A 25,377-nucleotide genomic window follows, 5' to 3' on the forward strand; every position below is an offset into this window, starting at 1 on the left:
CGGCTTATTAAACCGCTTTTCACCAAGGGCCCCTCATTGGGCGTGCGCTTTCTGGTGCTGGCTGTGCTATCGGTCGCCTTGATGGTGGTCGATGCCCGTTTTGACGTTCTCAAGCCTGCGCGCAGTCAGATGTCGCTGGTCTTGATGGACGCCTATTGGGTCACCGACCTGCCTGAGCGTTTGTGGCAAGGCGTGAGCAGCCAGTTTGGCAGCCGCACCGAGCTGGTCGCCGAAAACGAAAAACTCAAGACCGAAAACCTGCTGTTGCAGGGACGCATGCAGAAGCTGGCGGCCTTGACCGAGCAGAACGTTCGGCTGCGCGAGTTGCTCAACTCCTCCGCACTGGTCAATGAAAAGGTCGAAGTGGCCGAGTTGATCGGCGTCGATCCCAACCCGTTCACCCATCGCATCATCATCAACAAGGGTGAGCGCGACGGCGTGGTGCTGGGACAGCCGGTGCTCGATGCCCGGGGCCTGATGGGCCAGGTGGTCGAGCTGATGCCCTACACCTCGCGGGTGTTGCTGCTGACCGACACCACCCACAGCATTCCGGTGCAGGTCAACCGTAACGGCTTGCGCGCCATCGCCAGCGGCACCGGCAATCCGGAGCGCCTGGAGTTGCGCCATGTGGCGGACACCGCCGACATCAAGGAAGGCGACCTGTTGGTCAGCTCCGGCCTGGGCCAGCGTTTCCCGGCAGGGTATCCGGTGGCCACGGTCAAGGAAGTGATCCACGACTCGGGCCAGCCGTTCGCCATTGTGCGGGCGGTGCCGACGGCGGCGCTCAACCGCAGCCGCTACATGCTGCTGGTCTTCAGCGATAGCCGTACCCCGGAAGAGCGCGCCAACGAAGCCGCCCAAGCTCAGGACGTGCAGGATCAGCACCTCGGCAGCGCTGTCGTCGTGCCGGCGCCAGCACCTGCTGCTGCCCCGGCGGCAGCGCCTGCAGCACCGGTAGCGGCGCCCGCAACTGCGCCCAAGCCGGTGACGCCGGCCAAGCCAGCAAAACCGCCGGTCCAGGCAGCGCCAGTCAAGCCAGTAGTCCCCAAGCCGCCCGCGACGACACCCGCAGCCACGACCCAGGGTAGAGAATAATGGCCAGTACCCGTTCCCGTAATGGCTGGATGATCTGGCTGACATTCGCCATTGGCTTGCTGCTCAGCGTCGTGCCCTTTCCCCATGTCGAGATCTTGCGCCCGATGTTCCTCGCCTTGCCGCTGGCCTACTGGGCGCTGGAGATGCCGCAGAAAGTCGGGATGCTTACGGCCTTCTGCCTGGGAATTGCCCAGGACGTGCTGTTTGGCACGTTGCTGGGACACAACGCGTTGATCCTGACCCTGATCACCTTTCTGATCCTGACCCTGCAACAGCGGGTGCGGATGTTCCCGATGTGGCAGCAAAGCCTAGTGATCATGGTGATCCTGGGGCTCGCGCAGTTGCTGCAGCTGTGGCTCAGCGCCTTGACCGGAAACCGCCAGACCCTGGCTGTGCTGTTGCCTGCGCTGATCAGCGCGTTGCTCTGGCCCTGGGTCAGCTTCGGATTGCGTGGGTTGAGCCGCCGCTACAAAATCAACTAATTCGGTCAGGCATTTGCCCGCACCTCGACAGGGAGATGTCTTGATGATTGCGCTCTACCTCGCCTCAGGTTCGCCACGCCGGCGTGAGCTGCTGACGCAGATCGGCGTGCCATTCACCGCCATCAGCGCGGACATCGATGAAACCCCTCTGACAGACGAATCCCCTGCGGCCTATGTCGAGCGCCTGGCGCGCGGCAAGGCCCAGGCGGGTTACGCCGCGCTGAGCAGCGAACAATCCGCCGCCCCGGCGTGCGTGCTGGGCGCCGACACCGCCGTGGTGCTCGACGGGCGGATTCTCGGCAAACCGCGGGATCAAGCCGAGGCGCAGACGATGTTGCTGGGCCTGGCCGGGCGCGAACATGAAGTGTTAACTGCGGTTGCCGTGCTTGATGGTCAGCGTTGCGAGTCGCGCGTGGTGCGCAGCCTGGTACGTTTTCGCTCCATCGACCAGGCCGAGGCCAGCGCCTACTGGGCCAGCGGCGAGCCCCATGACAAGGCTGGCGGCTATGGTATTCAAGGGCTCGGGGCGGTATTCGTCTGCGGGCTCAATGGCAGCTACTCGGCCGTGGTTGGCCTGCCCCTGTGCGAAACCTGCGAGCTGCTCGGCCATTTCGGCATACCCTGTTGGCAAACCCTTATCGCGCGCTCTGCGCCGTACTGACTTGATGCGGCCATAATCGTGAACATGCCTGAACGAGATCCTGCCATGAGTGAAGAGATTCTGATCAACATCACGCCGATGGAATCACGCGTGGCGGTGGTCGAAAACGGTGTCCTGCAAGAGGTGCATGTCGAGCGTACCCAGAAGCGCGGCATCGTCGGCAACATCTACAAAGGCAAGGTGGTCAGAGTGTTGCCGGGGATGCAGGCAGCGTTCGTCGATATCGGCCTGGATCGCGCGGCGTTCATCCACGCCTCGGAAATCTCCCTGCGCGAGGGGCCGGCGGTCGAGAGCATCAGCGCCCTGGTGCATGAAGGCCAGAGCCTGGTGGTGCAGGTCACCAAGGACCCGATCGGCTCCAAAGGTGCACGCCTGACCACCCAGCTGTCGATTCCTTCGCGCTACCTGGTGTACATGCCGCGCACCGCCCATGTCGGTATTTCGCTGAAGATCGAGGACGAAGCCGAGCGCGAGCGCCTCAAGCAGGTGGTCACCGATTGCGTGGCCAAGGAAGGTATCAAGGAAGCGGGCGGCTTCATCCTGCGCACCGCCGCCGAAGGCGCGGGGGGCGATGAGATCCTGATGGACATCCGCTACCTGCGGCGCCTGTGGGACCAGATCGGTGCGCAGATCAAGACCGTCGGTGCACCCAACGTGATTTACGAGGATCTCGGCCTGGCCCTGCGTACCCTGCGCGACCTGGTCAGCCCGAAGATCGAGAAGATCCGCATCGACTCGCGGGAGACCTTCCAGAAAACCACACAGTTCGTCGCCGAATTGATGCCGGAAATTGCCGACCGCCTGGAGCACTACCCCGGCGAGCGGCCGATCTTCGACCTGTATGGCGTCGAAGACGAAATCCAGAAAGCCCTGGAGCGCAAGGTGCCGCTCAAGTCCGGCGGCTATCTGGTGGTCGACCCGGCAGAGGCCATGAGCACCATCGATGTCAACACCGGTGCATTCGTCGGGCACCGCAACCTCGAAGAGACTATCTTCAAGACTAACCTGGAAGCGGCGACTGCGATTGCCCGGCAACTGCGCCTGCGCAACCTGGGCGGGATCATCATCATCGACTTCATCGACATGGAAGATGAGGAGCACCAGCGCCAGGTGTTGCGCACGCTGGAGAAACAACTGGAGCGTGATCACGCCAAGACCAACATCATCGGGATCACCGAGTTGGGCCTGGTGCAGATGACGCGCAAGCGCACCCGTGAAAGCCTCGAGCAGGTCCTGTGCGAGCCTTGCAGCAGTTGCCAGGGCCGGGGCAAGCTGAAGACGCCGGAAACCGTGTGCTATGAAATTTTCCGCGAGATCCTGCGGGAAGCGCGGGCCTATCAGGCCGAAGGTTATCGGGTGCTGGCCAACCAGAAAGTGGTCGACCGGCTGCTCGACGAAGAGTCGGGCAACGTCGCCGAGCTGGAAGGTTTTATCGGCCGTACCATCCGGTTCCAGGTGGAGACCATGTACTCCCAGGAACAATACGACGTGGTGTTGCTCTGAATCGCTGCGTTGTGCGACTGATGGCGGGCCTGTACTCGCGAAACCTGTTTTCCATGGGGACCCACTGACATGGAACGTCTGATCCGCATTCTGGGCGCGCTGACCCGCTGGGGGCTGGGGCTTTGCGCGTTGCTGCTGGTGCTGGTCGCGCTTTACGTCAACCTGGGGCGGGAGTTGTTTCCGCTGGTGGCCGAGTATCGGACCGAGGTCGAGACCAAGGCCCGTGAAGCGCTTGGCATGCCCCTGCAAATCGGCAGCCTGGAAGGGCGCTGGAGCGGTATGTCGCCGGTCCTGTTGGCCCACGACGTAACGGTCGGGGAGGGCGTCAATGCCTTGCACCTGGATCAGGTGCGGGTGGTGCCCAATGTCTGGGACAGTCTGCTGTCGCGCGCGGTTCGCGTCCAGCACCTGGAGCTCAATGGCCTGAAGATCAGCCTCAAGGAAGGTGCCGACGGTCAATGGTCGCTCGAAGGCCTGCCGGTGCAGCAGGACAAGCCGTTGGACCCCGAGCAACTGCTGAACCAGATGCAGATGGTCTCCCAGCTGTCGGTGCTCGACAGCCAGATCACCCTGCAACCTTTGGATCAGCCGCCGCTGACCCTGACTTACGTGGGCCTGAGCCTCAAGACTGGCAGTAGCCGGCAGCGCCTCGACGCGCGGTTGACCCTGCCCGACGGCCAACCGCTGGCCATGAGCCTGCGCAGCCGGATTCGCGCCAGTCAGTGGCAAGACGCCGAGGTCGACGCCTATCTGAGCCTGCCGCAAAGTGACTGGGCGCGCTGGTTGCCGGCGAGAATCACCCAGCAATGGCAGTTTTCCCAGATCAGGGCCGGTGGCGAGTTGTGGGCGAGTTGGGGCAAGGGCGTCTTGCAGAGCGCCGCGATTCGCCTCAATGCCCCGCAATTCAAGGGCGCCTACGCCGAGCGCAAGCCGGTGCAGATCAACAATCTGGCGCTCAACGGTTATTTCCAGCGCAGCGCCGAAGGCTTCAAGTTGAGCCTGGATTCGCTGGCCCTGAACCTCGGTGAGACTCGCTGGGAAACCCGCCTGCAATTGCAGCAGACGGCCACCACGGAAAAAAACCAGGAGCTCTGGCACCTACAGGCCGATCGCCTCGACCTGACCCCCATCACCCCGATCCTCAATGCCTTGGGGCCATTGCCCGAAGGCTTTGCCACGGTGGTGGAGCGACTCAAGGTTACCGGTACCTTGCGCAACGTGTTGCTCGATATCCGCCCCGAAGCCACCGACGACAGCAAGTTCAGCTTCGCCGCCAATCTGCAGCAGGTCGGTTTTGATGCCTATCACGGTGCGCCCGCGGCTCGTAACGTGTCCGGGAGCATCAGCGGCGACCTCGGGCAGGGCGAGCTGCGCATGGACAGCAAGGACTTCTCCCTGCACCTGGACCCGATCTTCGCCAAGCCATGGCAGTACATCCAGGCCAATGCGCGGTTGACCTGGAAGCTCGACAAGCAAGCCTTCACGCTGATCGCACCGTACCTGAAAGTGCTGGGGGAGGAGGGCAAGATTGCTGGTGACTTCCTGATCCGCCTGCACTTCGATCCCACCCAGGAAGACTACATGGACCTGCGGGTCGGCCTGCTGGAGGGTGATGGGCGCTACACCGCCAAGTACTTGCCCACGGTCCTCAGTCCCGGCTTGGACGAATGGCTGCGCACCGCCATTCTCAAGGGCGCGGTCGATGAGGGCTTCTTCCAGTACCAGGGCTCGCTGAATCATGATGCGGTCGAGGCCGCACGCAGCATCAGCTTATTCTTCAAGGTGCACGACGCGCAGCTGGCATTCCAGCCGGGCTGGCCGCACCTGAGCAAGATCAGCGGCGATGTGTTCGTCGAGGACAGTGGCGTGCGCATCCTGGCAAGCCAAGGGCAACTGCTCGATACCCAGGTGCGCGATGTCTTCGTCAACATTCCCCATGTGCCAGCGGGCAAGAACAGCCACATGTACATCGACGGCGCCTTTGCCGGTGGTCTGGGCGATGGCGTGAAGATTCTGCAGGAGGCGCCGATCGGCACCGGTCCGACCTTTGCCGGTTGGCAGGGCGAGGGTGACCTGCAAGGCAAGCTGAAGCTCGATATCCCCCTGGAAAAGGGTGAGGAGCCGAAGATCCTGGTGGACTTCAAGACTGCCAAGGCACGCCTCAAGCTCAGCGAGCCGGAACTGGAATTGACTCAGCTCAAGGGCGACTTCCGCTTTGACAGCAGCAAGGGCCTGAGTGGCCAGGGCATTACCGCGCGGGCTTTCGACCGGCCGGTGAGCGCGCAGATCTTCGCCGATGGCAAGGGTGGCAAGATCAATACCCGGGTCGTCGCGTCCGGCCAGGTCACGGTGAAAAAGCTCACTGATTGGCTCAAAGTCAGCCAGTCGCTGCCGGTTTCCGGCGACATTCCCTATCAGTTGCAGCTCAACCTCGACGGCGCCGACAGCCAGTTGATGGTCAGCTCCAGCCTCAAGGGCGTCGCGGTTGATTTACCAGCACCCTTTGGCATGCCGGCGGCACAAGGCCGCGACACGGTGTTTCGCATGACCCTGCAGGGCGCCGAGCGGCGCTATTGGCTCGACTACGGCGACCTTGCGGACTTCACCTTCGCCGCGCCGGCGAGCAATTTTGCCGAGGGTCGCGGTGAGTTGTTCCTCGGCAGCGGCAACGCGGTACTGCCGGGCGCCAAGGGCCTGCGTATTCGTGGTGTGCTCTCGGAATTGGATGTGGAACCCTGGAAGGCCCTGGTCGATCGTTATGCCGGGCAGGATCCGGGGGGCAGCGCCAAGCAGTTGCTCAGCGGTGCTGACTTCCGGGTCGGCAAGCTCACGGGATTCGGCACCACCCTGGACCAGGCGCGGGTACAACTGGATCGCAAGCCTGCGGCCTGGGGACTGCAGCTCGATAGCCAGCAGGTCAAGGGCACGGTCGGGCTACCGGATGCCAAGGGCGCACCGATTGCCGTGAACCTGCAGTACGTGCGCCTGCCAGCACCGGACCCAGCGGTGCAGGCCGACGAAAACGCCCCGGATCCGCTGGCTTCGGTCGACCCGACGAAGGTGCCGGCGCTGGATATCAACATCGCTCAGCTGTTCCAGGGCAAGGACCTGGTCGGCGCCTGGTCCTTGAAAGTGCGGCCGACTGCCAAGGGGCTGGCGTTCAACAGCATGAACCTGGGGCTCAAGGGCATGCAGTTGCAGGGTGCGGGCGGCTGGGAAGGCGTACCGGGCACCACTAGCAGTTGGTACAAAGGCCGACTTGAGGGCAAGAACCTCGCGGATGTGCTCAAGGGCTGGGGGTTCGCGCCGACGGTGACCAGTGACAACTTCCACCTGGATATCGACGGGCGGTGGCCCGGTTCGCCGGCCTGGGTCGGGCTGAAACGTTACTCCGGCAGCCTGGATGCCACGCTGAACAAGGGGCAGATGGTCGAAGTCGAAGGCGGTGCCCAGGCGCTGCGGGTGTTCGGCCTGCTCAACTTCAACTCGATTGGCCGACGCTTGCGCCTGGACTTCTCCGACCTGTTCGACAAGGGCTTGAGCTACGACCGGGTCAAGGGCCTGCTGGTCGCCAGCAACGGGGTGTTTGTCACCCGCGAGCCGATTACCTTGACCGGGCCCTCGAGCAACCTGGAGCTCAACGGCACCCTGGACATGGTCGCTGACCGTATTGATGCCAAGGTGCTGGTGACCCTGCCGCTGACCAATAACCTGCCAATCGCCGCGCTGATCGTCGGCGCGCCGGCGGTGGGTGGTGCGTTGTTCCTGATCGACAAACTGATCGGTGATCGTGTGGCGCGATTTGCCAGCGTCAAATACACCGTCAAAGGTCCGGTGAAAGAGCCGAAGATCACCTTTGAAAAACCTTTTTGAGGCGCTTTTTCCCCCCGCACGCAAAGGGCCTATGGAGTAGCATGGCCGCATACCTGAAACGGAGTGCGCCATGTCTCTTGCGGTGATTCAAATGGTCAGCCAGAGCGATGTGCTGGCCAATCTTGCCCAGGCCCGCAAGTTGCTCGAGCAGGCCGCCGAGGGTGGTGCGCGCCTGGCCGTGCTGCCGGAAAACTTCGCCGCCATGGGGCGGCGCGACGTCGCTGACCTTGGCCGCGCCGAGGCGTTGGGCGATGGTCCGATCCTGCCGTGGTTGAAACAGACCGCCCGCGACCTCAAGTTATGGATAGTAGCGGGCACCCTGCCGTTGCCGCCGCGGGATCAACCCCATGCGAAGGCCAATGCCTGCTCGTTGCTGGTCGACGAGCATGGCGAAACCGTAGCGCGATACGACAAGCTGCATCTGTTTGATGTCGATGTGGCGGACAATCGGGGGCGCTACCGTGAATCCGATGACTATGCTCATGGCAGTGCGGTGGTGGTTGCCCAGACACCGGTAGGCCGGGTTGGCCTGACGGTGTGCTACGACTTGCGCTTCCCCGAGTTGTACAGCGAATTGCGCGCCGCCGGGGCTGAGCTGATTACCGCCCCTGCGGCGTTTACCGCGGTGACCGGTGCGGCCCATTGGGAGGTGCTGATCCGGGCACGCGCCATCGAGACCCAGTGTTATGTGCTGGCGGCCGCACAGGGCGGCACGCACCCGGGGCCGCGCGAGACCTTTGGTCACGCCGCGATTGTCGACCCCTGGGGGCGCGTGCTGGCCCAGCAGGACCAAGGCGAGGCCGTGCTGCTGGCCACACGTGATAGCAGCGAACAGGCGTCCATCAGGGCGCGGATGCCGGTGTCCAGTCACCGGCGCTTTTTCTCGCAGGGCGCACAGCGACCTGCCTCAGAACGTTGAATTAAGGCGTAAACCTATGAGCGAGTTGTTGTCCTCAGTCAGTGAACATCTGCTAGCGCCAGGCGGCGTGACCATCGAGAACCTGCAAAGCGTGCTGGGTGACCTGGCGGGGCCGGGCATCGATGCCGCCGACCTGTATTTCCAGGGCCAGATCTCCGAGTCCTGGGCGCTGGAAGACGGCATCGTCAAGGAAGGCAGCTTCAATCTGGACCAGGGTGTGGGTGTGCGGGCGCAATCGGGTGAGAAGACCGGGTTTGCCTACAGCAATGCCATCACCCTGGAAGCCCTGGGCCTGGCCGCTCGTGCGGCCCGTTCGATCTCCCGCGCCGGACAGAACGGCACGGTGCAGGCCTTTACCACCCAGGACGTCGCCCAGCTGTACGCGCCGGATAACCCGCTGGAAGTGTTGAGCCGTGCGGAAAAAGTCGAGCTGCTCAAGCGCATCGACGTGGCCACGCGCGCGCTCGATCCACGCATCCAGCAAGTCACCGTGAGCATGGCCGGGGTCTGGGAGCGGATCCTGGTGGCCTCCACCGACGGTGGCCTGGCGGCGGATGTGCGGCCCCTGGTGCGCTTCAACGTCAGCGTAATCGTCGAGCAGAACGGCCGTCGTGAACGCGGTGGTCACGGTGGTGGCGGGCGTACCGACTACCGCTACTTCCTGGCCGAAGACCGTGCCATGGGTTACGCCCGCGAGGCCCTGCGCCAGGCGCTGGTGAACCTGGAAGCGATTCCGGCGCCGGCCGGCACCTTGCCCGTCGTGCTGGGCTCGGGCTGGTCCGGGGTGTTGCTGCACGAAGCGGTGGGCCACGGCCTGGAAGGCGACTTCAACCGCAAGGGCAGTTCGGCCTACAGCGGCCGCATGGGCGAGATGGTCGCCTCGAAGCTGTGCACCATTGTCGACGACGGTACCCTGGCCGGTCGCCGTGGCTCGTTGAGCGTCGATGACGAAGGCACACCGACCGAGTGCACCACGCTGATCGAAAACGGCGTGCTCAAGGGCTACATGCAGGACAAGCTCAACGCGCGCCTGATGGGCGTGGCACGCACCGGCAACGGTCGTCGCGAATCCTATGCGCACCTGCCGATGCCCCGCATGACCAATACCTACATGCTCGGTGGCGAAAGCGATCCGGCAGAAATCATCGCCTCGGTGAAGAAGGGCATCTATTGCGCCAACCTCGGCGGTGGCCAGGTCGACATCACCAGTGGCAAGTTCGTGTTTTCCACCAGCGAAGCGTACCTGATCGAAGACGGCAAGATTACCGCACCGGTCAAGGGCGCAACCCTGATCGGCAACGGGCCGGAAGCCATGAGTCGGGTGTCGATGGTCGGTAACGACCTGTCGCTGGACAGTGGGGTAGGGACATGTGGCAAGGATGGGCAGTCGGTGCCGGTGGGTGTCGGCCAGCCAACCTTGAAAATCGACGCGATCACCGTGGGTGGCACGGGCGCGTAAGGGATGGAGCTGCGGATGGGTTGCCAGGCAACCCATCCGCGACGAGGTTCAACGCAGGCCGCGTTGTGTCTCGTCCAGCTCGCGGATGTACTTGAAGATTTTACGGCTGGAAGCAGGAGGTTTGTTTTGCGCAACCTCGTGCTGAGCCTGACGGATCAAGGAGCGCAATTGCTGGCGGTCCGCGTCCGGGTACTCGATGACGAATTTTTCCAGGACAGCGTCGTCGCCGGCGATCAAGCGATCACGCCAGCGTTCCAGACCGTGGAAACGTTCGTTGTATTGGCGAGTGGAGGCGTCGAGTTGGTCCAGCAGTACCAGAATGGCACTGGTGTCCTGATCGCGCATCAGCTTGCCAATGAACTGCAGGTGCCGTTTACGCGCGATATTCGCGGTGTGCTTGGGCGCATCGGCCAGTGCCCGGCGCAAGGCGTCGGTCAAAGGCAGTTTTGCCAGCAAGTCAGGCTTGAGTGTTGTAAGGCGCTCGCCAAGGTCAACCAGAGCATGCAGCTCACGTTTGACCTGGGATTTGCTTTTTTCTCCCGTATCGAGGGAGTCGTCGTAAGAATCAACCATGGTGGCCGTCCGCAAAGAAACGCCGCCATGATAACCAGTCGGGGGCCGCTTGTCCGGCCCGGTCGCTCGATGGCCTTAACCGAAAGCAGAATTTGAGTGGAGAACAGCATGAGTGCAGTTGAAAGCGTCGGCCCACAAGCGTTGCCGGCACTGCAAGAGCAAGTCGAGCAGATCATCGCCGAAGCCAAGCGCCAGGGTGCCAGTGCCTGCGAAGTGGCTGTGTCTCTGGAGCAGGGCCTGTCGACATCGGTACGCCAGCGGGAAGTCGAAACGGTTGAGTTCAACCGCGACCAGGGCTTTGGCATCACCTTGTATGTTGGCCAGCGCAAAGGCTCGGCCAGCACCTCGGCCAGTGGCGCCGAGGCGATTCGTGAAACCGTTGCCGCGGCACTGGCGATCGCCAAGCACACCTCCGAAGACGAACACTCGGGCCTGGCCGATGCCGCGCTGATGGCCAGGGACCTGACGGACTTCGACCTGTTCCACGCCTGGGACATCACGCCTGAGCAGGCGATCGAAAAGGCCCTGGCTTGCGAAGCCGCCGCCTTTGCCGCCGACAGCCGGATCAAGAATGCCGATGGCACCACCCTCAGCACCCATCAGGGCTGCCGGGTGTATGGCAACAGTCATGGTTTCATCGGTGGTTATGCGTCTACCCGCCACAGCCTCAGTTGCGTGATGATCGCCGAGGCGGATGGCCAGATGCAGCGCGACTACTGGTATGACGTCAATCGCCAGGGCAACTTGCTGGCCGATCCGTTGAGCATTGGCCAACGCGCTGCGCAGCGTGCCGCCAGCCGCCTGGGCGCACGGCCGGTGCCGACCTGTGAAGTGCCAGTGCTGTTTTCCGCCGAACTGGCGGGTGGCCTGTTTGGCAGTTTTCTGGGGGCGATCTCCGGCGGCAATCTGTACCGCAAGTCGTCGTTTCTCGAGGGTGCATTGGGGCAGAAATTGTTTCCTGAGTGGCTGACCATCGATGAGCGCCCGCACTTGATGCGCGCCATGGGCAGTTCGGCGTTCGACGGTGATGGCCTGGCCACCTACGCCAAGCCGTTCGTCGAAAACGGCGAGTTGGTATCGTACGTGCTGGGTACCTATTCCGGCCGCAAGCTCGGTATGCCGAGCACCGCCAACTCAGGCGGCGTGCACAACCTCTTCGTCACCCATGGTGATGAAGACCAGGCAGCGCTGTTGCGGCGCATGGGCCGCGGCCTGCTGGTGACCGAGTTGATGGGCCATGGGCTGAACATGGTGACCGGCGACTACTCCCGGGGTGCGGCGGGGTTCTGGGTCGAGAACGGCGAAATCCAGTTCGCGGTCCAGGAGGTGACGATTGCCGGCAACATGCGCGATATGTTCAAGCAGATCGTGGCCGTCGGTAATGACCTGGAACTGCGCAGCAACATTCGCACCGGCTCGGTACTGATCGAGCGGATGACGGTGGCGGGTAGCTAAACCATACCGTTGCCAAAAAGGCGCGCCATCCCATCGGATGGCGCGCCTTTTTTATGGGCCTTGCTCGGGCTCGCACAATGAGTTCTATATTGATGGCGGGGTTGTTTTGGTTCTCATTATCATATAATAATAAATCTCATTATCGAATGAGCCTGGGTCATGAGTTCTGCCTTGCACGAGCAGCCTTACCTCGAAAGCTGGCGCTGGATGAGTCGTCAGATCCGCTGTGCGCTGGATCCTGACGAACCGCGCCTGATCGAACATTACCTGGCCGAAGGCCGGTATCTGTCCTGTTGTACGGCTACTTCGGCCTGGACCGTCGCTGAAACCTCATTTCGATTGCTCCTGGACACCGCTGCCGATGTCGCCTTGCCCTGGCATTGGCGCAGCCTCTGCCTGGACCAGGCCTGGCGACCGCTGCGCGACCTGGAGCGCCTGTCTTTGTGCAAATGCCGGCTCAAGCGCTGGCAAAGCTACACCTGGCAACTGGCGACCTGCGAGTTGCTGCCCTCCATTCCCCTCATTGAACTGGTGCAAGGATTTCCCGATGAGTAATACCCGTATCGAACGTGACAGCATGGGTGAGTTGCAAGTCCCGGTAGACGCCTTGTACGGCGCACAGACCCAGCGTGCCGTGGACAACTTCCCCATCAGTGGCCAGCGCATGCCTGCGCAGTTCATTCGCGCGCTGATCCTCGCCAAGGCGGCGGCAGCCAAGGCCAACGTGGAGCTCCAGCAACTGAGCGAAGCCCAGGGCAAGGCCATTGTCGATGCGGCCCAGGGTCTGCTTGAAGGGGATTTCATGCCGCACTTCCCGGTGGATATTTTCCAGACCGGCTCCGGCACCAGTTCCAACATGAACGCCAACGAAGTGTTGGCCACCCTGGCCAGTCGCCTGTTGGGCGAGCCGATCAATCCCAACGACCACGTCAATTGCGGCCAGAGCAGCAACGACATCATTCCCACCACCATCCACGTCAGCGCCGCGCTGGCGCTGCACGAACAACTGCTGCCGGCGCTCGAGCACCTGGTGCAGGTGATCGAGCGCAAGGCCGAGCAGGTTCACCCGTTCATCAAGACCGGGCGTACCCATCTGATGGACGCCATGCCCGTGCGCATGAGCCAGGTACTCAACGGTTGGGCGCAGCAGCTCAAGGCCAACATCGGCCATTTGCACAACCTGTTGCCAGCCCTGCAATCCCTGGCCCAGGGCGGCACGGCGGTGGGCACCGGGATCAATGCGCACCCGCAGTTCGCGGCACGTTTCAGCCAGCAACTGAGCAGCCTGACCAAGGTGCCATTCACCCCGGGCAAGGATCTGTTTGCCTTGATCGGCTCCCAGGATACCGCCGTGGCGGTGTCCGGGCAGCTCAAGGCGACTGCCGTATCGCTGATGAAGATCGCCAACGACCTGCGTTGGATGAACTCGGGCCCCTTGGCCGGCCTCGGTGAAATCGAGCTCGAAGGGCTGCAGCCTGGCTCATCGATCATGCCGGGCAAAGTCAACCCGGTGATTCCAGAAGCGACCGCGATGGTGGCCGCGCAAGTGATCGGCAATGACAGCGTGATCACCGTCGCCGGGCAGTCGGGCAACTTCGAGCTGAACGTGATGCTGCCGATCATTGCCCAGAATCTGCTGAGCAGCATCGAGTTGCTGGCCAACTCCAGTCGCCTGCTGGCGGACAAGGCCATTGCCAGCTTCAAGGTCAATGAGGCCAAGCTCAAGGAAGCACTGTCGCGCAATCCGATCCTGGTCACTGCGCTCAACCCGATCATTGGTTACCAGAAGGCCGCCGAAATCGCCAAGACCGCCTATCAGCAAGGTCGCCCGGTGATCGACGTGGCCCTCGAATACACCGACCTGTCGCGAAGCCAACTGGAAGAGCTGCTTAATCCGGAAAAGCTCACCGCAGGCGGCGTGTAATCACTGTCACCGCATAGGAGGCTCACCATGGAGCACTGGAAACGCACGATCGAAAGGGCCAACCGCTGCTTCATGCTGGGCGAGTTGGTCGATGCTCGCGAGGCCTACCTGCAGGCCCTGGCACTGGCGCAGGTGCTGTTCGCTCGCTGGGCGGACGCGGACGAGGCGGTCGCCGCCTGTGTGATCTCCCATCACAACCTCGCCGACCTGCATCTGCGCCTGAACCAGCCGGAGGAGAGCGCCGAATACCTGTGCGCCATCCATCAATTGCTGTTGCAGACCCTGCAGGACCCGCGCCAGGCACCGGCCTTGCGCGAGGCGGCACTGCGTCAAAGCAGCAAGACTTATGTCGAGCTGCTCACTTTCATCAGCGAGTACGGCGAGTACCCGCGTACCCACCGTCTGCTGCACATCGATACCGCAGCGCAGCCTAATGCTGCGCGCGCTTTTTATGGAGCTCATTAAAATGGCTTTTACCCTGCCGGCCCTGCCTTACGCCTACGATGCCCTGGAACCGCATATCGATGCGCAGACCATGGAGATCCACTACACCAAGCACCACCAGACTTACATCAACAACCTCAATGCTGCAGTGGAGGGCACCGAGTTTGCCGAGTGGCCAGTGGAGCGCTTGGTGGCCAGTGTCCAGCAATTGCCGGAAAAGCTGCGCGCAGCGGTGATCAACCAGGGTGGCGGGCATGCCAACCATTCGTTGTTCTGGGCGGTCATGGTACCCAACGGTGGTGGTCTGCCAGTAGGCGAGTTGGCCAAGGCGATCGATGCTCAATTGGGTGGTTTCGACAGCTTCAAGGAGGCCTTCACCAAGGCCGCGTTGAGCCGTTTCGGCAGTGGTTGGGCGTGGTTGAGCGTTACCCCGGAAAAGACCCTGGTGGTGGAAAGCAGTGGCAACCAGGATAGCCCGTTGATGAATGGCAATACGCCAATCCTCGGTCTGGATGTCTGGGAGCACGCGTATTACCTGCGCTACCAGAACCGCCGCCCGGAATACATCAATGCGTTTTACAACGTGATCCATTGGCCGCAAGTTGCGCAGCGCTATCAGGCTGCGCTGGCTTGAGCCTTCACTATAAAAAGACCTAAGGCCACTTATGGGCACTGAAACACTGACGATCAGCAGTGGGCGAATGTTTCGTTATGCGCTGGGTTCGCTCCTGCTGCTGGCAGGTACTACCTTGCTGGTTGCCCATGGCCTGGCGTGGCTCGACCTTGAGCCAAAGTTGATGCGGGCCCTGCAGGGCGGGGCGATCTGCGCGCTGGGCACGGCCCTTGGGGCGGTGCCGGTGCTGGTGATCCGGCGGATGCCAGTGGCGCTCAGCGATACCTTGCTGGGTTTTGGCGCCGGGGTAATGCTGGCGGCGACGGCCTTTTCGCTGATTGTGCCGGGAATCGCCGCTGCTGAAAGTCTGGGGCTGTCATCCTGGGCTGCCAGCGGCCTGATGTGCTGCGGCATCATGCTGGGGGCGTTCGGGCTGTTTGTGGTGGATCGGCAGATGTCCGGTGCGACCCCCGAGATGCTGGTGGGCACCCAGGAGCGCCCGGTCATCCCGCCACGCATCTGGCTGTTCGTGTTCGCCATCATTGCCCACAACATTCCTGAAGGCATGGCAGTGGGAGTTTCGGCCGGTGGTGGCATGGCGGACGCAGATAGCCTGGCCATGGGCATTGCCTTGCAGGATGTGCCGGAAGGGCTGGTAATCGCGCTGGTACTGGCGGGAGCCGGGATGTCGCGGGTCAAGGCCTTCCTGATCGGCGCCGCATCAGGGTTGGTCGAGCCGGTGTTTGCATTGCTGTGTGCCTGGCTGGTAAGCCTGGCCGAGGTGATCCTGCCGTTGGGCCTGGCCCTGGCTGCGGGTGCGATGCTGCTGGTGGTGACTCATGAGGTGATCCCCGAATCGCGCCGCAATGGTCACGAGAAACTTGCCAGCCTGGGCTTGCTGATCGGGTTTTGCTTGATGATGGTGATGGATACGGCGTTGGGGTAGGGGGCTGCTGCGGTCTTATTCGCCTTCGTCGAAGTAGTTGTTGATCAGTGCTACCAGTGCATCCAGCGCTTCTTGTTCCTGCTCGCCTTCGGTGCTCAGGTGGATGCGGGTGCCTTTGCCTGCGGCCAGCATCATCATAGCCATGATGCTCTTGCCGTCGACCATCGACTCTGGAGTGCGTCCTGCACGGATCTGGCACGGGTACTGGCCTGCAACGCCGACGAACTTGGCTGAAGCGCGGGCGTGCAGGCCCAGTTTGTTGATGATTTCAATTTCCAGAGCAGGCATCGCGGTGTGAATCCTTTAGCTAAGGTCGCGGTGGCGAACCTGGACGTTCTTCAGGGTTTTTTGCAGGACCTGGCCCAGGCGCTCGGTCAGGTAGACGGAGCGGTGATGCCCGCCCGTACAGCCAATGGCTATGGTCACGTAGGCCCGATTGCTGGCGGCAAAGCGCGGCAACCATTTGAGCAGGTAGCTGGAGATGTCTTCAAACATTTCTTCGACATCCGGCTGAGCGGCCAGGTATTCGGCAACCGGCTGGTCCAGCCCGGATTGCGCGCGCAGTTCCGGTTTCCAGTAGGGGTTGGGCAGGCAGCGTACGTCGAACACCAGGTCTGCATCCACCGGCATGCCGCGCTTGAACCCGAACGACTCGACCAGGAATGCGGTGCCCGGCTCGGGTTGATTGAGCAGGCGCAACTTGATGGTGTCACGCAGCTGGTAGAGGTTCAGGTTGGTGGTGTTGAGCTTGAGGTCGGCGAGGTCGGAGATCGGCTCCAGCAGGCGGGTCTCGTCCTGGATGGCTTCGGCCAGCGAACGTTGCGAGTTGCTCAGTGGGTGGCGCCGACGGGTTTCCGAGAAGCGCTTGAGCAGGGTTTCTTCATCGGCGTCGAGGTACAGCACATCACATTGGATGTGCCGGCTACGCACTTCTTCGAGCAGATCAGGGAAGCGTGACAGATGGCTCGGCAGGTTGCGCGCATCGATCGACACGGCCACCAGTGGCTGGGCCATGTCGTTGTGAATCAACGCGCGTTCGGCCAATTCAGGGAGCAACCCGGCGGGCAGGTTGTCGATGCAGTAGTAGCCGTTGTCCTCCAGTACATTGAGGGCCGTGCTTTTACCGGAGCCGGAGCGGCCGCTGACGATGATCAAGCGCATGATTAGTGACCGTTTTGCTCGTCCAGGACAACCTGGTACAGGGCTTCACTGGTGCTGGCGCTGCGCAGGCGATCGCGCACTTCCTTGCGATCCAGCATGCTGGCGATCTGGCGCAGGAGCTCCAGGTGGGCATCGGTGGCGGCTTGCGGGACCAGCAGAACAAACAGCAGGTCGACCGGAGCGCCATCGATGGCGTCGAAATCAATGGGTGCGTCCAGGTGCATCAGGGCGCTGATGGGCGCCTCGCAGCCTTTGAGGCGGCAGTGAGGAATGGCGATGCCGTTGCCAAAACCGGTCGAGCCGAGTTTTTCACGGGCGATCAGGCTCTCGAAGACATCTTGCATCTCCAGATCCGGGACTTCCCGGGCGATCAGGTTGGCAATTTGTTCGAGGGCGCGTTTTTTACTGCCGCCCGGCACGTTCACCAAAGAACGGCCGGGGGTCAGGATGCTTTCAAGTCGGATCATGGGATGGGGGTGTTAGCGACCGGTTGCGCCCTGGAGGAGGCTCTGGGTCTTTTCCTTATGCTTTTTAAGTTGACGGTCCAGCTTGTCGGTCAGCAGGTCAATGGCGGCATACATGTCCGTATGCTCGGCATTGGCGACTACTTCTCCGCCGGGGATATGCAGCGTGGCTTCGATTTTCTGCAACAGCTTCTCGACGTTCATCGTGACTTGCACGTTGGTGATCTTGTCGAAATGCCTCTCCAGTCGGTCGAGTTTTTCGCCGATGTAGGTGCGCAGAGGTTCGGTAACTTCCAGTTGGTGTCCACTGATGTTGACTTGCATACAGCTTCTCCTTCGTTGCCAGTGCATAAGGCGGCAGGCCGAGTTGCCTGCCACTAGGGTGTCTGCGAAAGATTTCGAAAACACCCTGGAACGCTGTGGCGTGGCCCGTTACATCAATCGCTTGCGTTCGCTCGAAGGCGCGATCCCGAGGGATTCACGGTACTTGGCGACGGTACGACGGGCTACCTGAATACCTTGTGCCTCCAGTAAACCAGCGATCTTGCTGTCACTCAACGGCTTTTTCTGATTTTCCGCGGCAACCAGTTTTTTGATGATCGCGCGGATCGCCGTGGACGAGCATTCGCCGCCTTCGGAGGTGCTGACGTGGCTTGAGAAAAAGTATTTCAGCTCATAGATACCGCGCGGGGTATGCATGAATTTTTGCGTGGTGACCCGGGAAATCGTCGACTCGTGCATGCCTACCGCTTCGGCAATGTCATGCAGGACCAGCGGCTTCATCGCCTCGTCGCCATATTCGAGAAAGCCGCGCTGGTGCTCGACGATCTGGGTGGCCACTTTCATCAGGGTTTCGTTGCGGCTTTGCAGGCTCTTGATGAACCAGCGCGCCTCCTGCAACTGATTGCGCATGAAGGTGTTGTCGGCGCTGGTGTCAGCGCGACGGACGAATCCGGCGTACTGGGGGTTGACCCGCAAGCGCGGTACCGACTCCTGGTTCAGTTCCACCAGCCAGCGCTCGTTGTCCTTGCGCACGATCACATCCGGCACCACGTACTCGGCTTCGCTGGACTCGATCTGCGAGCCAGGTCGCGGGTTGAGGCTCTGGACCAGTTCGATGACCTGGCGCAGTTCGTCTTCCTTGAGCTTCATGCGCCGCATCAGTTGGCTGTAGTCGCGGCTGCCGAGCAGGTCGATGTAATCGCTGACCAGGCGCTTGGCTTCTGCCAGCCAAGGGGTCTTGGCGGCCAGCTGGCGCAATTGCAGCAACAGGCACTCGCCCAGGTTGCGGGCGCCGATGCCGGCGGGTTCGAATTGCTGGATGCGGTGCAGGACGGCTTCGATTTCGTCCAGCTCGATGTCCAGTTCCGGGTCGAATGCCTCGAGAATTTCCTCAAGGGTTTCGTCCAGGTAACCCTGGTTGTTGATGCAGTCGATCAGGGTCACGCCGATCAGGCGATCGGTGTCGGACATCGGGGACAGGTTCAATTGCCAGAGCAAGTGGCTCTGCAGGCTTTCCCCGGCGGAGGTGCGGGTGGTGAAGTCCCACTCGTCGTCATCGTTGCTGGGCAAGCTGCTGGCACTGGTCTGGTAGACGTCTTCCCAGGCGGTGTCGACCGGTAGTTCATTGGGAATGCGCTCGTTCCATTCTCCTTCCTCGAGGTTATCCACCGTGGGGGCGGTTTCCTGGTAGGAGGGTTCCTGGACGTCGGTGTTGGGTTTGTGCTCGATGTTGTCCGCCATCGGGTCGGCGTTATCGAAGTCGTCGCCTTCTTCCTGGCGTTCGAGCATTGGATTTGACTCCAAGGCTTCCTGGATTTCCTGTTGCAGGTCCAGGGTCGACAATTGGAGCAGGCGGATGGCCTGTTGCAGCTGCGGTGTCATCGTCAGCTGCTGGCCCATTCTCAAGACTAGCGATGGTTTCATGGCTGGGGCTTAACACCTTATTCGCCGGCGCACGTGCGCCATCCACTACAGGGCGCCGGAGCGCCAAACTTAAGCAAATTATATGCCTGAAACTGAAGTGTTTGCCTAGAGCGTCATGACAATAAAAATATTAAGGCTTTCATTGACAATCCGCTCTGCCGGCAGACCAGACGCCTCGCAGCTTAAAGGCGGAACTCATGGCCCAGGTACACTTCCTTGACCAGTTCGTTGGCCAGGATGGTTTCAGCGTCACCTTCCGCGATCAGTTGACCATCGTTGACGATGTAGGCGGTTTCGCAGATGTCCAGGGTTTCACGCACGTTGTGGTCCGTGATCAGCACGCCAATGCCCTTGGCCTTGAGGTGATGGATGATCTGCTTGATGTCGCCGACCGAAATCGGGTCCACGCCGGCGAAAGGTTCGTCGAGCAGGATGAATTTCGGCGCGGTGGCGAGGGCGCGGGCAATTTCCACGCGGCGTCGTTCGCCACCGGAAAGGCTCATGCCCAGGTTGTCGCGGATGTGGTTGATGTGGAACTCCTGCAACAGGCTTTCGAGTTCCTTGCGCCGACCGGCCTTGTCGAGTTCCTTGCGGGTTTCGAGAATGGCCATGATGTTGTCGGCAACCGACAGTTTGCGGAAGATCGACGCTTCCTGTGGAAGATAGCCGATACCTGCCCGCGCGCGACCGTGCATGGGCTGGTGGCTGACGTCCAGGTCATCGATCAGTACGCGACCCTGATCGGCCTGCACCAGGCCGACGATCATGTAGAAGCAGGTGGTCTTGCCGGCACCGTTAGGGCCAAGCAGGCCGACGATCTGGCCGCTGTCGATGGACAGGCTGACGTCACGCACGACCTGACGGCTCTTGTAGCTCTTGGCCAAGTGCTGGGCTTTGAGAGTTGCCATTACTGGGCCTTTTGCTCGTCAGTTTTCTTTTTCGGCTGGATGACCATGTCGATCCGCGGACGTTGCTCAGTGACCTTGCTGCCCGTGGCGCGACCGGCGCTGGCGAGCTTTTTGTTGGTGTCGTAGACGATTTTCTCGCCCTGGGTAATGTTGCCGTCCTTGTCGACGACTTTGGCCCGATCGATCAGCACGACGCGGTCTTGCGAGGCGTGGTACTGGATGGTCACCCCGTAGCCCTGCACGGGCTTGGAGTCGCCCGCAGTCTGCATCTGCTCGAAGTAGGCCAGGTTGCCGACCGAGGTCACGACGTCGATATCACCAGCCGCGGTGCGGGTGATGGTCACGGTGTTGCCGGTGACCTTCATCGAGCCCTGGGTGATGATCACGTCGCCCTTGTAGGTGGCGATACCGTTCTTGTCGTCCAGTTGGGCGTCGTCGGCCTGGATGCGGATAGGTTGATCTCTATCGGTCGGCAGGGCCCAGGCGCTCACGCTTCCCAGTGCTGCGCCCAGACTGAGCAAAATAGGGAGGGTTTTAACGAGCCTCATACTGTCCTCTTACGTTCGATAGCAGGTGTATCCTGCTGTCTTTCAAATACGCCTTCATTCCGGTACCAGTCGATACACCGCCAGCGCCGTCGATTCTAACGGCTTGCTGGGTCTGCGCATATTGTTGCTTGGGGAATACCGTCATGCGTGTGGTGGTGATGACCATTGGGCGATTCTTGGCATCGGTGCGTGCAATGCGCACCGAGTCGATCAGCTCGACCTCGGTGCCGTCAGGATTGACCTCGCCACGTTCGCTCTGCACGTGCCAGGGGAATTCGCTGCCGCGATACATCTGCAGGTCCGGTTTGGTCAGCAAGGTCACTTCGCTGGCCTTGACGTGCTCGACCTTGTCGGACGTCATGTCGTACTGCAACTTGCCATCTGGCAGGAACTGCACGCTGTGGGCGTTGATGGCGTAGTAGTCGATCTCGCTCTCGTTGACTGCGGCTACCGGCTTGTCGAGAAAGCGCTCGGGGCTGATGTTCCAGTAGCCGACTGCCGCAAACAGCGCGGCGATGGCTGCGAAAAACACGATGTTGCGAAACTTTTTACTCAGCATAAATGACTCACAGGTACGCGGCGTTGGCGTCTTGCAGATTGCCTTGGGCGCGTAATATCAATTCACAGAATTCTCGAGCAGCACCTTCACCACCACGGGCCTCGGTGATGCCGTGGGCGTGTTCGCGGACAAAACTCGCGGCGTTGGCAACGGCCATGCCCAGGCCGACCCGCACAATCACCGGCAGGTCGGGCAGATCGTCGCCCAGATAGGCGACCTGTTCATAGCTTAGGCCCAGTTGCGCGAGAAGCTCGTCGAGCACCGCAAGTTTGTCCTCGCGGCCTTGATACAGGTGGGTAATCCCCAGGTTTTTGGCGCGATGCTGGACTGCCGGGCTAGTTCGACCACTGATAATGGCCATTGTCACACCGCTGGCTCGCAACATTTTCATGCCCTGGCCGTCGAGGGTGCTGAAACTCTTGAGCTCGCTGCCATCCTCGAGGAAATGCAGGCGTCCGTCCGTGAGTACGCCGTCGACGTCGAAGACCGCCAGCTTGACGGGCCTGGCGCGTTCGAGCAGGTCGTCAGCCATTACATCACCCCTGCGCGCAACAAGTCGTGCATGTTCAGGGCACCTACCGGGCGGTCGTTGTCGTCGACCACCACCAAGGCGTTGATCTTGTTGTCTTCCATGATCTTCAGGGCTTGTGCGGCGAGCATGTCGGCCCGGGCGGTCTTGCCGTGAAGGGTCATCACGTGCTCGATTTTGGCCTGCTGGAAGTCGATCGCGCGGTCCAGGGAGCGGCGCAGGTCGCCGTCGGTGAAAATCCCGGCCAGGGTGCCATCGGCTTCCAGGACCACGGTCATGCCCAGGCCCTTGCGGGTCATTTCCAGCAAAGCGTCCTTGAGCGGCGTGCCGCGCGCCACCTGCGGCAAGTCGGCACCGATGTGCATGACGTCTTCGACCTTCAGCAGCAGGCGGCGACCCAGCGCGCCACCCGGGTGGGAAAAGGCGAAGTCTTCGGCGGTAAAGCCCCGGGCTTCCAGCAGGGCCACTGCCAGGGCGTCGCCCATCACCAGCGCGGCGGTGGTCGATGAGGTGGGTGCCAGGTTCAGCGGGCAGGCTTCATGCTCGACATGCACATTGAGATTGACATCGGCGGCCTTGGCCAGCGCTGAGTCAGGATTGCCGGTCAGGCTGATCAACTGGATCCCCATGCGCTTGATCAGCGGCAGCAGGGTGATGATTTCGTGGGTCGAGCCGGAATTGGACAGGGCCAGGATGATGTCATCGCGGGTAATCATGCCCATGTCGCCGTGGCTGGCTTCGGCGGGGTGCACGAAAAAGGCCGTGGTGCCGGTGCTGGCCAGGGTCGCGGCAATCTTGTTGCCGATGTGCCCGGACTTGCCCATGCCGACTACCACCACTCGGCCTTTGCTGGACAGAATCAACTCGCAAGCGCGTACGAAGTCTGCGTCGATATGGGCCAGCAAGCCTTTGACGGCTTCCAGCTCGAGGCGGATCGTACGTTGTGCCGATTTGATCGGGTCGCTGGGCTGGCTCATGTCTGAAGTCGAATAGCCTGGGAAAAGGTGGCGATTATAACGGTAATGATCAATTCCCTCACGTTAGTTCGTCACGCTTTGTGCGGGCTGCGTCACGGGAACCCTGCGATTAACCGGCTTTAACCTTAATTGAAGCTGAATGCGGCGGTCTTCGGCCTTGGGCGCCGTGGCTGGGCAGTGATATAGTTCGTCGCCTGTCCGGCCTGCCAAGGATGATATGTGCTCTCGTCGGAGGGTGCGGCGTCCGAGTGAGAGGCTTGCATCGCAAGGAGTTTAGATGAGTGCCGATAACGCCTACGCGGTCGAGCTTAAGGGAGTGTCCTTCAAGCGCGGCGCGCGCAGCATTTTCAACAATGTCGATATTCGCATACCACGCGGTAAGGTCACCGGCATCATGGGGCCTTCCGGTTGCGGGAAAACCACGCTGCTACGCCTGATGGGCGCGCAGTTGCGTCCTTCCAGTGGCGAAGTGTGGGTCAACGGCCAGAATTTGCCCAAGCTGTCGCGCAGCGATCTGTTCGATGCGCGCAAGCATATGGGCGTGCTGTTCCAGAGCGGAGCGTTGTTCACCGACCTCGATGTATTCGAGAACGTCGCGTTTCCGCTGCGCGTGCATACCCAGCTGCCCGAAGAAATGATCCGCGACATCGTCCTGATGAAACTGCAGGCGGTGGGTTTGCGCGGGGCTACCGAGTTGATGCCTGACGAACTGTCCGGCGGCATGAAGCGTCGTGTCGCGCTGGCCCGGGCGATTGCCCTGGACCCGGGCATCCTCATGTACGACGAGCCCTTCGTCGGCCAGGACCCCATCGCCATGGGGGTGCTGGTACGCCTGATCCGCCTGCTCAACGATGCTCTGGGGATCACCAGCATCGTGGTTTCCCATGACCTGGCCGAAACCGCGAGCATCGCTGATTACCTGTATGTGGTCGGTGATGGCCAGGTATTGGGGCAGGGCACGCCCGCCGAACTGATGGATTCCGATAATCCGCGGATCCGCCAATTCATGAAAGGTGATCCGGACGGGCCGGTACCCTTCCATTTTCCCGCGACGGATTACCGCGCAGATCTTCTGGGGAAGCGCTGATGCGCAAGACTTCACTGATAGAGAGAGTGCGTCGATTCGGCCAGGCCGCCATCGACAGCGTCGCGGTGCTTGGCCGTTCGTCATTGTTCCTGTTTCACGCCTTGCTCGGGCGCGGCAGCGTCGGCGGCGGGTTCAGTCTGCTGATCAAGCAGCTGCACTCGGTTGGCGTGATGTCCCTGGTGATCATTGTGGTCTCGGGGATCTTCATCGGCATGGTGCTGGCGCTGCAAGGCTTCAACATCCTCTCCAGCTACGGTTCGGAGCAGGCGGTTGGGCAGATGGTGGCGCTGACCCTGTTGCGCGAGCTGGGGCCGGTGGTGACTGCGCTGCTGTTTGCCGGGCGCGCCGGTTCGGCGCTGACCGCGGAAATCGGCAACATGAAGTCCACCGAGCAGTTGTCCAGCCTGGAAATGATTGGCGTCGACCCGCTCAAGTACATCATTGCCCCAAGACTATGGGCCGGCTTCATTTCCCTGCCGCTGCTGGCGATGATTTTCAGCGTGGTTGGTATCTGGGGTGGTTCCTGGGTGGCTGTCGACTGGCTGGGCGTGTATGAAGGCTCTTACTGGTCGAACATGCAAAACAGCGTGACGTTCAATGGCGACGTGCTCAATGGTGTCATTAAAAGCATGGTCTTTGCCTTTGTCGTGACCTGGATCGCCGTATTCCAAGGCTATGACTGTGAGCCCACTTCAGAGGGGATCAGTCGTGCCACCACCAAGACCGTGGTGTATGCCTCATTGGCCATTCTCGGCCTGGACTTTATTCTGACCGCCTTGATGTTTGGAGATTTCTGATGCAAAACCGCACCCTGGAAATCGGTGTCGGCCTTTTCTTGCTGGCTGGCATCCTGGCTTTACTGTTGCTTGCCCTGCGGGTCAGTGGACTGTCCCCGGTGTCGAGCACCGACAGCTATAAACTTTATGCGTATTTCGACAATATCGCCGGTTTGACTGTCAGATCGAAAGTGACCATGGCCGGTGTGACCATCGGCAAGGTCACGGCAATCGATCTGGATCGCGACAGTTTCACCGGACGTGTGACGCTGCAGCTGGAAAAACGGGTAGATAACCTGCCGTCCGACTCCACTGCATCTATCCTCACCGCTGGCCTGTTGGGCGAGAAATACATCGGTATCAGCGTGGGCGGCGAAGAATCCTTGCTCAAGGATGGCGGGACCATCCATGACACGCAGTCCTCGCTGGTGCTCGAAGACCTGATCGGTAAATTCCTGCTCAATACTGTTAGTAAAGAAGCTAAATGAGGAGTTT

At 61.4% G+C, this 25,377-nt stretch carries 27 protein-coding genes; 16 read left to right on the top strand and 11 right to left on the bottom strand.

The genetic code is table 11. From position 1 onward, the window contains the following. Positions 1 to 6 precede the first annotated feature (6 nt). The 7 genes from mreC (at position 7) to tldD (ending at position 9,992) form a co-directional block, all read left to right on the top strand. Positions 7 to 1,095, top strand: a complete 1,089-nt coding sequence (gene mreC, locus CKW24_RS17010) for a rod shape-determining protein MreC (protein WP_095169334.1) — start codon at positions 7 to 9, stop codon at positions 1,093 to 1,095. Further along, positions 1,095 to 1,577 (top strand): rod shape-determining protein MreD, encoded by a 483-nt coding sequence (gene mreD / locus CKW24_RS17015; RefSeq protein WP_095169335.1) that lies wholly within the window; start codon positions 1,095 to 1,097, stop codon positions 1,575 to 1,577. The genes mreC and mreD overlap by 1 nt, the downstream gene beginning before the upstream one ends. Positions 1,578 to 1,620: 43 nt before the next feature. Next, the gene (locus tag CKW24_RS17020) at positions 1,621 to 2,238 is read left to right on the top strand and encodes a nucleoside triphosphate pyrophosphatase (protein WP_095169336.1); all 618 of its coding nucleotides are present in this window, start codon (positions 1,621 to 1,623) and stop codon (positions 2,236 to 2,238) included. A 45-nt stretch (positions 2,239 to 2,283) separates the two neighbouring features. Next, positions 2,284 to 3,741 carry a ribonuclease G gene (gene rng / locus CKW24_RS17025; RefSeq protein ID WP_095169337.1) on the top strand — a complete coding sequence of 486 codons (1,458 nt, stop codon included), beginning with the start codon at positions 2,284 to 2,286 and terminating at the stop codon, positions 3,739 to 3,741. A gap of 69 nt (positions 3,742 to 3,810) precedes the next feature. Continuing rightward, positions 3,811 to 7,614, top strand: a complete 3,804-nt coding sequence (locus CKW24_RS17030) for a YhdP family protein (RefSeq protein WP_095169338.1) — start codon at positions 3,811 to 3,813, stop codon at positions 7,612 to 7,614. Positions 7,615 to 7,684: 70 nt separating this feature from the next. After that, positions 7,685 to 8,533 (top strand): carbon-nitrogen hydrolase family protein, encoded by an 849-nt coding sequence (locus tag CKW24_RS17035; RefSeq protein ID WP_095169339.1) that lies wholly within the window; start codon positions 7,685 to 7,687, stop codon positions 8,531 to 8,533. 16 nt (positions 8,534 to 8,549) lie between these two features. Continuing rightward, complete coding sequence (gene tldD / locus CKW24_RS17040; protein WP_095169340.1) at positions 8,550 to 9,992, top strand: metalloprotease TldD; 1,443 nt, start codon at positions 8,550 to 8,552, stop codon at positions 9,990 to 9,992. Between the two features lie 48 nt (positions 9,993 to 10,040). Here tldD and yjgA read toward each other — a convergent pair whose 3' ends face one another. Next, complete coding sequence (gene yjgA / locus CKW24_RS17045) at positions 10,041 to 10,565, bottom strand: ribosome biogenesis factor YjgA (protein ID WP_095169341.1); 525 nt, start codon at positions 10,563 to 10,565, stop codon at positions 10,041 to 10,043. Positions 10,566 to 10,673: 108 nt separating this feature from the next. Between yjgA and pmbA the strand changes: the two genes are divergently transcribed. The 6 genes from pmbA (at position 10,674) to CKW24_RS17075 (ending at position 15,947) form a co-directional block, all read left to right on the top strand. Further along, complete coding sequence (gene pmbA, locus CKW24_RS17050) at positions 10,674 to 12,020, top strand: metalloprotease PmbA (protein WP_095169342.1); 1,347 nt, start codon at positions 10,674 to 10,676, stop codon at positions 12,018 to 12,020. Positions 12,021 to 12,179: 159 nt separating this feature from the next. Further along, positions 12,180 to 12,575: a FagA protein gene (locus CKW24_RS17055; RefSeq protein WP_095169343.1), complete on the top strand. Its 396-nt coding sequence runs from the start codon at positions 12,180 to 12,182 to the stop codon at positions 12,573 to 12,575. Then, on the top strand, positions 12,568 to 13,944 hold the full coding sequence (locus tag CKW24_RS17060; protein WP_095169344.1) for an aspartate ammonia-lyase: 1,377 nt from the start codon (positions 12,568 to 12,570) through the stop codon (positions 13,942 to 13,944). The genes CKW24_RS17055 and CKW24_RS17060 overlap by 8 nt, the downstream gene beginning before the upstream one ends. A gap of 27 nt (positions 13,945 to 13,971) precedes the next feature. Continuing rightward, positions 13,972 to 14,409 (top strand): hypothetical protein, encoded by a 438-nt coding sequence (locus tag CKW24_RS17065; RefSeq protein ID WP_095169345.1) that lies wholly within the window; start codon positions 13,972 to 13,974, stop codon positions 14,407 to 14,409. Position 14,410: 1 nt separating this feature from the next. Next, the gene (locus CKW24_RS17070) at positions 14,411 to 15,022 is read left to right on the top strand and encodes a superoxide dismutase (protein ID WP_095169346.1); all 612 of its coding nucleotides are present in this window, start codon (positions 14,411 to 14,413) and stop codon (positions 15,020 to 15,022) included. Between the two features lie 31 nt (positions 15,023 to 15,053). After that, positions 15,054 to 15,947 (top strand): ZIP family metal transporter, encoded by an 894-nt coding sequence (locus CKW24_RS17075; RefSeq protein WP_095169347.1) that lies wholly within the window; start codon positions 15,054 to 15,056, stop codon positions 15,945 to 15,947. A gap of 15 nt (positions 15,948 to 15,962) precedes the next feature. Here CKW24_RS17075 and CKW24_RS17080 read toward each other — a convergent pair whose 3' ends face one another. From CKW24_RS17080 to CKW24_RS17125, 10 genes are all read right to left on the bottom strand, one after another. Beyond that, complete coding sequence (locus CKW24_RS17080; protein ID WP_095169348.1) at positions 15,963 to 16,235, bottom strand: HPr family phosphocarrier protein; 273 nt, start codon at positions 16,233 to 16,235, stop codon at positions 15,963 to 15,965. Positions 16,236 to 16,250: 15 nt separating this feature from the next. Next, positions 16,251 to 17,108 (bottom strand): RNase adapter RapZ, encoded by an 858-nt coding sequence (rapZ, locus tag CKW24_RS17085; RefSeq protein ID WP_095169349.1) that lies wholly within the window; start codon positions 17,106 to 17,108, stop codon positions 16,251 to 16,253. Between the two features lie 2 nt (positions 17,109 to 17,110). Beyond that, positions 17,111 to 17,575 carry a PTS IIA-like nitrogen regulatory protein PtsN gene (gene ptsN / locus CKW24_RS17090; protein ID WP_095169350.1) on the bottom strand — a complete coding sequence of 155 codons (465 nt, stop codon included), beginning with the start codon at positions 17,573 to 17,575 and terminating at the stop codon, positions 17,111 to 17,113. A 12-nt stretch (positions 17,576 to 17,587) separates the two neighbouring features. Then, on the bottom strand, positions 17,588 to 17,896 hold the full coding sequence (hpf, locus tag CKW24_RS17095; RefSeq protein WP_003178005.1) for a ribosome hibernation-promoting factor, HPF/YfiA family: 309 nt from the start codon (positions 17,894 to 17,896) through the stop codon (positions 17,588 to 17,590). A gap of 108 nt (positions 17,897 to 18,004) precedes the next feature. Then, on the bottom strand, positions 18,005 to 19,498 hold the full coding sequence (locus CKW24_RS17100) for an RNA polymerase factor sigma-54 (protein ID WP_095169351.1): 1,494 nt from the start codon (positions 19,496 to 19,498) through the stop codon (positions 18,005 to 18,007). A 182-nt stretch (positions 19,499 to 19,680) separates the two neighbouring features. Continuing rightward, positions 19,681 to 20,406: an LPS export ABC transporter ATP-binding protein gene (lptB, locus tag CKW24_RS17105; RefSeq protein ID WP_095169352.1), complete on the bottom strand. Its 726-nt coding sequence runs from the start codon at positions 20,404 to 20,406 to the stop codon at positions 19,681 to 19,683. Then, positions 20,406 to 20,954 (bottom strand): lipopolysaccharide transport periplasmic protein LptA, encoded by a 549-nt coding sequence (gene lptA / locus CKW24_RS17110; protein WP_095169353.1) that lies wholly within the window; start codon positions 20,952 to 20,954, stop codon positions 20,406 to 20,408. The genes lptB and lptA overlap by 1 nt, the downstream gene beginning before the upstream one ends. Next, positions 20,941 to 21,513 (bottom strand): LPS export ABC transporter periplasmic protein LptC, encoded by a 573-nt coding sequence (gene lptC / locus CKW24_RS17115; protein WP_095169354.1) that lies wholly within the window; start codon positions 21,511 to 21,513, stop codon positions 20,941 to 20,943. Before lptC ends, lptA begins: the two co-directional genes overlap by 14 nt. A gap of 7 nt (positions 21,514 to 21,520) precedes the next feature. Then, a complete protein-coding gene (locus CKW24_RS17120) occupies positions 21,521 to 22,045 on the bottom strand; it encodes an HAD family hydrolase (RefSeq protein ID WP_095169355.1) in 525 nt (174 codons plus the stop codon). Next, positions 22,045 to 23,019 carry a KpsF/GutQ family sugar-phosphate isomerase gene (locus tag CKW24_RS17125; protein ID WP_095169356.1) on the bottom strand — a complete coding sequence of 325 codons (975 nt, stop codon included), beginning with the start codon at positions 23,017 to 23,019 and terminating at the stop codon, positions 22,045 to 22,047. Before CKW24_RS17125 ends, CKW24_RS17120 begins: the two co-directional genes overlap by 1 nt. Before the next feature lie 277 nt (positions 23,020 to 23,296). Between CKW24_RS17125 and CKW24_RS17130 the strand changes: the two genes are divergently transcribed. The 3 genes from CKW24_RS17130 to mlaD are packed head-to-tail and all read left to right on the top strand — an operon-like array spanning position 23,297 to position 25,370. Beyond that, entirely contained in the window at positions 23,297 to 24,106 is an 810-nt protein-coding gene (locus tag CKW24_RS17130) for an ATP-binding cassette domain-containing protein (RefSeq protein ID WP_095169357.1), read from the top strand. After that, positions 24,106 to 24,903 carry a lipid asymmetry maintenance ABC transporter permease subunit MlaE gene (gene mlaE / locus CKW24_RS17135; protein ID WP_095169358.1) on the top strand — a complete coding sequence of 266 codons (798 nt, stop codon included), beginning with the start codon at positions 24,106 to 24,108 and terminating at the stop codon, positions 24,901 to 24,903. The genes CKW24_RS17130 and mlaE overlap by 1 nt, the downstream gene beginning before the upstream one ends. After that, positions 24,903 to 25,370 (top strand): outer membrane lipid asymmetry maintenance protein MlaD, encoded by a 468-nt coding sequence (gene mlaD / locus CKW24_RS17140; RefSeq protein WP_027618532.1) that lies wholly within the window; start codon positions 24,903 to 24,905, stop codon positions 25,368 to 25,370. Before mlaE ends, mlaD begins: the two co-directional genes overlap by 1 nt. The last annotated feature ends 7 nt before the right edge of the window (positions 25,371 to 25,377 follow it).

The sequence above is a fragment of the Pseudomonas sp. Irchel 3H3 genome (genome assembly GCF_900187635.1).
GTDB lineage: Bacteria > Pseudomonadota > Gammaproteobacteria > Pseudomonadales > Pseudomonadaceae > Aquipseudomonas.